7 protein-coding genes are annotated in these 4,861 nt (G+C 39.8%); 2 read left to right on the top strand and 5 right to left on the bottom strand.

The window, feature by feature from the left end; genetic code table 11:
• Positions 1 to 39: 39 nt before the first annotated feature.
• Positions 40 to 774, bottom strand: coding sequence for a substrate-binding periplasmic protein (locus KCG35_RS23655; protein WP_215822322.1), 735 nt, complete (start codon positions 772 to 774; stop codon positions 40 to 42).
• 457 nt (positions 775 to 1,231) lie between these two features.
• On the opposite strand from KCG35_RS23655, the gene KCG35_RS23650 reads away from it, so the two are divergent.
• Positions 1,232 to 1,972, top strand: coding sequence for a substrate-binding periplasmic protein (locus KCG35_RS23650; RefSeq protein WP_215822321.1), 741 nt, complete (start codon positions 1,232 to 1,234; stop codon positions 1,970 to 1,972).
• Positions 1,973 to 1,975: 3 nt separating this feature from the next.
• Here the strand turns inward: KCG35_RS23650 and KCG35_RS23645 are convergent, their stop codons facing one another.
• The 3 genes from KCG35_RS23645 to KCG35_RS27020 form a co-directional block, all read right to left on the bottom strand.
• Positions 1,976 to 2,743 carry a substrate-binding periplasmic protein gene (locus tag KCG35_RS23645; RefSeq protein ID WP_215822320.1) on the bottom strand — a complete coding sequence of 256 codons (768 nt, stop codon included), beginning with the start codon at positions 2,741 to 2,743 and terminating at the stop codon, positions 1,976 to 1,978.
• Between the two features lie 141 nt (positions 2,744 to 2,884).
• Positions 2,885 to 3,022: a ProQ/FINO family protein gene (locus tag KCG35_RS27025; protein ID WP_309227490.1), complete on the bottom strand. Its 138-nt coding sequence runs from the start codon at positions 3,020 to 3,022 to the stop codon at positions 2,885 to 2,887.
• 9 nt (positions 3,023 to 3,031) lie between these two features.
• Positions 3,032 to 3,334, bottom strand: coding sequence for a ProQ/FINO family protein (locus KCG35_RS27020; RefSeq protein ID WP_215822318.1), 303 nt, complete (start codon positions 3,332 to 3,334; stop codon positions 3,032 to 3,034).
• Between the two features lie 86 nt (positions 3,335 to 3,420).
• Here KCG35_RS27020 and KCG35_RS23630 point away from each other — a divergent pair, with 86 nt between their 5' ends.
• Entirely contained in the window at positions 3,421 to 3,831 is a 411-nt protein-coding gene (locus KCG35_RS23630) for a hypothetical protein (protein ID WP_215822317.1), read from the top strand.
• Between the two features lie 25 nt (positions 3,832 to 3,856).
• Here the strand turns inward: KCG35_RS23630 and KCG35_RS23625 are convergent, their stop codons facing one another.
• Complete coding sequence (locus tag KCG35_RS23625) at positions 3,857 to 4,684, bottom strand: substrate-binding periplasmic protein (RefSeq protein ID WP_215822316.1); 828 nt, start codon at positions 4,682 to 4,684, stop codon at positions 3,857 to 3,859.
• Positions 4,685 to 4,861: the final 177 nt, after the last annotated feature.

Here is a 4,861-nt window from a genome sequence, read left to right as displayed (position 1 = left end):
GTGCGCCCTCGGCTAGCATGTATCATTATTATTTTTTCGTTAATATTTACCCGTAATAAGGTCATCGAAATATTTTTCATATGTTCCATCTTCTTTGATTTTTAACAAGCCTTGATTGAATTCCTTTAATAAATGTTGTGAATTTTTTCGATCTTTAGGAAATAATAAATGAGCTGTGTTATCCACTAGTGGTTTACTATTAAACGTTATAGTTTGGGCGATTATTGGGTTAAACTTAGTATTAAGTATTAAAAAACCGGTGATTGAAGACACAATTACTGTGTCTATACGACCTTTAAGCAACATCTTAAAGCTAGTTTCATCGTTATTGTTAACAATGATATTTAGTGTATTATTTTTATGGGCTTTCCAAAATTCCTTCGTGTAGGTATACCCGCGAGTTGCCCCAATTTGAAGTGCTTTTAAATCTGATAGTTTCTGCCAGTTAGGAAAAGCCTTCGTTTTTTTATGAAAGAACACATAAGACTCTGTGTGCATAGGATCACTACAATAGAATGTCTTTTGCGTTTTCTCTGAACAGGCCCAGTATGAAAGGGCAGAAAATTCGCCTCTTTCTGTATCACTGTAACTTCTTGCCCATGGTAAAAAATGGTAGTAGACCGTATAGCCCTGGCGCGCAAAGGCTGCTGTTATCACATGATTAACAAACCCCTGCCCTTTGCTTGCTTCAGACGTCCAAGGTGGAAAGTCACCTGTAGCAATTAATAAATTTTTCCTTTCCGCACAGAAAGTCACTGCTGAAACTAAGCCCAAAAATGTAATGCAAAAACTGGTGATGACGGGTGACATTTTTTTTCCAATAGTTAACTAAAAATCATTCAGTAATGCTTTTCTAGGCTGTACTGAAAACAGAGTAAGTTTCACTAACTATAGTATTCCTCTTATTGTATTTACACTGCAAGCAAACTACTCACTAAAAAGCTCATTCTTTAAAACTTTTTCAAAAGTTGAATGTACCACTAAAAAGGTATCTATACTTATACTGCTTAGTTTGGGTTCATTTGCCTAAGGAGAGGCTATGGATTTCAGGGAAGCGGTGTCTGGCGCTATTAAAGCGTTGTTGTTTAGCCGCTCATTATGGGCTCAATGCTTTGTTTGGTTTTTTTAATTGTGATTACAGCGTTATTTTTTCGATCAGTATAAGACTTGAATGTTGAATATGTGCCTTTACTGGCTGTCAGCAGCAAAATATTCTGTGTTGGTGAGCTTTATGCTTTGTATAACACAGATTGCAAATACAAATGAGGTCATCCACTTCACAAATGGTGAGTGGCCTCCCTTCATGTCACAGAACTACAAGCACTTTGGTGCAGGCTCACACATAGTCACTGAAGCTTTTGCATTGGAAGGCATTGAGGTCAAGTATGTCTTCTTACCTTGGAAGCGCGCTATGACTGAAGCTAAGAATGGTTGGTATGATGGCACCATTTTGTGGAGTAAGAACGATGAGCGTAAGAAACACTTTTTGTTGAGTGATGCTGTCATTACCTTACGAACTGTCTTTTTCCACCGTAAAGACTATACCTTTGATTGGAAGGATTGGCATGATCTATCAGGGCTAACAGTGGGTGTTACGCGTGGTTACTTTTACGGTGATGGTTTAAAACAAGCTATTGAACAAAACATTGTTAAAGCCGATATTGCGAATAGTGATTATTTAAACTTGAAAAAGCTCCTGGCAAAACGAATTCCTCTGTTTGTAGCGGAAGCAGAGATTGGCTATGAAATACTGGCAACCAGGTTTTCAGGTACAAGTCGTGATTTGGTTACCAATCATAATCGCCCTTTACGGGAAGCACATTGGTATTTGCTCATTTCAAAACAAAGTGAAAAAGCAGTCTACTGGATCAGCAAATTTAATCACGGACTAAAAAAACTCAAAACAAATGGTCAGAATGAAAAGATTATGAATAATGTGATTAATGGAAAGTACTCAGCTCCCGCTCAATAATAATCACTGTTTAGATTTAACGAGTGGGGCAAAACCATGGGCTTGCAGAATAGCTTGTACTCGCCCTTGAGTTTTCATTTTAGCAAATCCTTGTTCAAACTCTTGATACAGCTGTTGAGTGTTAGGTATTGCTTTAGAGATTGCAAGATGAACCGTATCATCACTAATCACGGGAGTATATTGTCTATATTGATCTGCAAATAATGGATATGTAGTGTTTATATAGTGTTGTAATACTCGATCATCAATAACAATGAGGTCTATACGGTCATGAATCAGTAGTTTGATATTGACCTTATCAGAAACAGCTTCTTGCTTATTTAAAAAGTCAGCCTGTTCGAATGCCTCAGAGTAATAATACCCTCTGACAATCCCAACTCTGAGTTTGCTGAGATCTTCAATGGTATTAATTGTGTAGGCTTTCGTGTGTTTACTAAAGAGATACATACGACTTCGACAGATGACCGAGCTGTACTGAAAGTAAGGTTCACGCTCAGGGACCGGGTAAGCACCAAACATTGCGTGATACTGACCTTTTTTACTTAACTCAAGAGCACGTTTCCAAGAGGTAAAGACCACAAACACTTTTTTATCTTGTAACTGATATGCTTCTTGAATAATTTCGGTTAAAACCCCCCCTTTATTTAGCTGAGGACCGTAATACGGTGGCCAGGTATCAGCGGCAAAAATATAATCATAATCGTCAGCGACTGCTTCGATATACAAAAACAATGAAAACAAAAATAATAATCGCTTTTGATTAAATAGCATCTCATTATATTTTTAAAAGCCTAATACTCACTTTAGCAGGTTCAAAGCGCTTTTTGATAAAAGCCACTATAGTTAAATGACCTAGCTGAGTTGTTAGGCACCTTGCGTGGCTTGGCCCCAGCTATGCTCTCTTCAACCAGGTCACGCTTCTTTTTGTACTTTGCGTTTTGCCAGCTGCTCTGTGGCATAAAGTGCTTGTTCTGAAGTGACTTCACCACAAGGGTTACCCTCCAGATCTAGACGTTGAGCACTCGTTTGACAGGTTTCCAAATAACGAATACTCTTTACTCACGCATACAGACCTCGCCGACACTCTCGATGGTTCAGCTGCTCTCGTACCACAGATTGCGCCAAATCCTTGTGAATACCAATCTTGAGGGGATGAAATGTTTTACCAAGCACCTTGGGAAAAGCGGCTTCAAGAACAGCAAAAATTTCATGCAAGGGACGCTGGCTAGAGGGCATTTTAGGTTGATGATTTTTGACTGATGTTAAGGATAACTGAGTGCGTTTCTCTTTCACCACTACGTGGGGCTGACTTTTTTCAGTATTTTTCATAGTACGGAAGTAAGGACTCTTACAACGATTCAAGTTTGGATCATACTGTGAATACTACATGCCTGACTTGCCGTAAGCTATAGTGTTTATTAATCGATTCCTTCTTGAGTATAACGTGTATGACCCAAGATGAGCTTATTTGCCTCATTAACACAAACCCTCATACTCAACTCTGTATTTTTCGTGAGCCTGTGCCAGGACTGACCTATTTTATTGTTTCCTATTATATTGCTGCCCAGCTGGACAGTTATAACTATGTCTTGCGTGTGGTGTTCGATCCTATCAATGCGGTGGATGAGGGCGAGGGGAAAGTATGGATCTCTATACCCACATCCTTAGCTGATATTATCACTTCATTAGAAACACACCTTTGCCAACCTATCTCCGCTTGGCAGAATATCACTGAATCCGGTGATTATTTGTTCTTTCAAGGCACACTAGATACACAGAAACTTCAAGAGCAACAGGATAAATTTAAAACAATACTGGAGTTAGGTCGATTATTACTCCCTAGAGGCTTTAGCTGGTAATAACACAACCAACACGCTCTTTCAGTCAAGGCTGGGCGTTGCCTTGGTTTACTTCTGTAGGCAGGAGGTGTTGCCAGTACGCTTCAATTAAGCGCTTTAACTCTCCACTTTGCTGTAGGGCTTCCACCGAACGATCAAAGGCCTGTACAAAGTCATCTTTGTAGGGATAACGCTCAGACGCTTGATTGGTATACCCCAGATGACCATACTCTACCGAAACAATAGCCCCTTCCACCAAAGGCATCATCTGACGATGGTTTTCCTGCTTAAGCTGACGCCAGGATAGTAAGATCGCCTGCCGACTATTGACATAACAGTCTGTTTGACCTGCTACTAACAGCTTGATTAAATTCAAACGATTACTGCCATATTCCCTAAGCTCTATTTTTTGATCTTTCACTGCAGCCCAAAATGCATCCCCACCTAATTCATATCCCAAGTTAATACCCATGGTTAGCCCATAGTAATCATCCGGCCAACGAGGTCGGCTGGTTGTTAAGATTTCTGCCCGACAAAACACCGCAACGGTTTCTGCAAGCAGTGGCTTTGAGTAAGGCGCGATATAAGGCCGCGTAGCTTCATGTTTATAGGGTGGAAATAAGGCAAAGGCTTTACCGGTTTGCAGTAGCTTAAGGCCTCGTTTCCAAGGTACACCTTCTAGTGTGGCATGGTAGTTTGGCATTCGACTGAGGACGCGCCGAATAATCAGCGGGTAAAGGCCCTTTAACTTATTCCCTTCAACATAACTGTACGGATAATAATTATAATCCCCTAAAAGGGTTACAGGGGTCGGCTCAGCGCGCGCTGATTGCAGTATCAAGAGTAATAATACAAAAACAAAATGTATCCACATAATAAATCAAAATTAAGCTGAATTATCATTAACCCTATAAGCCTTCACCCCATAATGCCACACAGTATTTATAAACGTGTTTTCAGGGTTATTGATTGAAAAACACAGTCAGTACCACTAAGCTTAAATTGGTTTCATTATATAACTACCCTTTGGTTTGTTAACGACAGTTCATTC

The organism is Zooshikella harenae, assembly GCF_018837975.1.
GTDB classification, from domain to species: Bacteria; Pseudomonadota; Gammaproteobacteria; order Pseudomonadales; family Zooshikellaceae; genus Zooshikella; species Zooshikella harenae.
This window is presented reverse-complemented; position numbering and strand designations above follow the sequence as displayed.

Bases quoted from the DNA above. Each gene is read 5' to 3' on its own strand.
- KCG35_RS23650 (WP_215822321.1), top strand. From the start codon at position 1,232: ATGCTTTGTATAACACAGATTGCAAATACAAATGAGGTCATCCACTTC.
- KCG35_RS23645 (WP_215822320.1), bottom strand. From the start codon at position 2,743: ATGCTATTTAATCAAAAGCGATTATTATTTTTGTTTTCATTGTTTTTG.
- KCG35_RS23630 (WP_215822317.1), top strand. From the start codon at position 3,421: ATGACCCAAGATGAGCTTATTTGCCTCATTAACACAAACCCTCATACT.
- KCG35_RS23625 (WP_215822316.1), bottom strand. From the start codon at position 4,684: ATGTGGATACATTTTGTTTTTGTATTATTACTCTTGATACTGCAATCA.